Genomic DNA, 1,410 nt, shown 5'->3' with positions numbered 1-1,410 from the left:
TCGGCCGGGTGGTCGGCTGAGCGGTCGGCCGGATGGTCGATGGGGTGGCCAGCTCGGTGACCAGCTGGATGGTCATCGAGCCGCCGCCTGTGGCCGGATGCTCGCACGCTCGTGGCCGGCGCCAGCGCTGCCCCCGAGGACGGCGCAGGTGCCGGTCCCGGCGTTGGCCCCGGCGTCGATCTCGGCCTGGAGCAGGCCCAGCGGGCCGCCGGCCGGCAGCCGGTCGAGGAGATCGTCGGCGGGGCAGCGGCCCGGCTCGGCGTAGGTCTCGAGATAGGTGTCGACGGCGGCGAGCAGGGCGCCGTCGACACCCAGGCGTCCCAGCGCGTCCCGGGCCGCGCCCGCGCACCGCCGCGCCGCCCGGTGCAGCATGTCGTCACGCAGCCCCAGCGTGGCCGCGGTCAGCCAGCGGCCGGCCACGGGCTCGCACGCGTCGGCCGCCGTGTCCGCGGCGCGGGGGTCGTCGAGCAGGGCGGTGGTCACCGCGACCGCCACCGGCCAGTTGCCGGCCGGTGCCGCGTCGAGGTAGCGCAGTTCCAGCCAGCCACGCGGACGTACCGGCGGGAACACCGTGGTCGCGTGATAGCGCAGGTCCGCGACTGTCGGTGGCCGCGCCACCGGGCCGGCGCCGGCCACCCAGTCGGCGAACGTCGATCCGTCCCGGGCGAGCCGGAAGTCACCGTCGGGCAGCCGCACCAGCATGATCCTGGCCGCCAGCAGGTAGTCCGCCCAGGCCGTCGCCGGATCCGGCCGGTGGGGGGCGGCCACCGGGGAGGTCCGGCTCGGGTCGATGTCCGCCCACAGCGACTGCCGGGTGGAACGCCACCCGGTCGCCGTCCCGCCCAGCACCGGGGAGGCGGCGAACATGGCCACCAGCACCGGCCCGAGGGCGTGCGCCAGCTCGAAGCGCCGGCCCCACTGCGCCGCGCTGCCCGCGTCCAGGTTGACCTGGACGGACGCGGTCGAGCACATCATCGCCTCGCCGGCCCGGCCGCCGTCCGTCCGCCGGAAGTACTGCTGCATGGCCACGTAGCGGGGGGCGTGCAACAGGCGGCGCGGTGGCCGCAGCGGATCGGTGCCCATCGCGGCCAGGGCGAGCCCGGCGTCGGCGAGCATGGCGCGCACCGCGGTGAGATCGGCGGCGGTCCGCGCCAGCGCGTCCGGCAGCGGCAGGGGCGGGGCGGACAGTTCGAGCTGGCCGCCAGGCTCGAAGGTGATCCGGGTCCCCCCGGGCAGGAACAGATCGTCCACCGGCTCCGGGAAGGTCCGGGGGGACGCTTTCTCTCCCTGCCGCGGTCCTTCCGGTGACAGCCCTTCCGGTGACGGGTCGCCGGTGAGCGCCGCCAGCGTGCGGCCGGGGGGCACCGGCAGTGCCGGGGAGGCGATGTCGACGACGAACCACTCGGTCTC

General features: G+C 76.7%; 1 protein-coding gene. It reads right to left on the bottom strand.

Translation table 11 applies throughout. The features are described 5' to 3' along the window. Nucleotides 1–72: 72 nt before the first annotated feature. A partial coding sequence (gene egtA / locus AC5LSR_RS08695; protein ID WP_493468337.1) for an ergothioneine biosynthesis glutamate--cysteine ligase EgtA occupies nucleotides 73–1,410 on the bottom strand: 1,338 nt, incomplete at its 5' end.

It is taken from the genome of Protofrankia sp. CiP1_Cm_nod4 (genome assembly GCF_982290645.1).
This window is presented reverse-complemented; position numbering and strand designations above follow the sequence as displayed.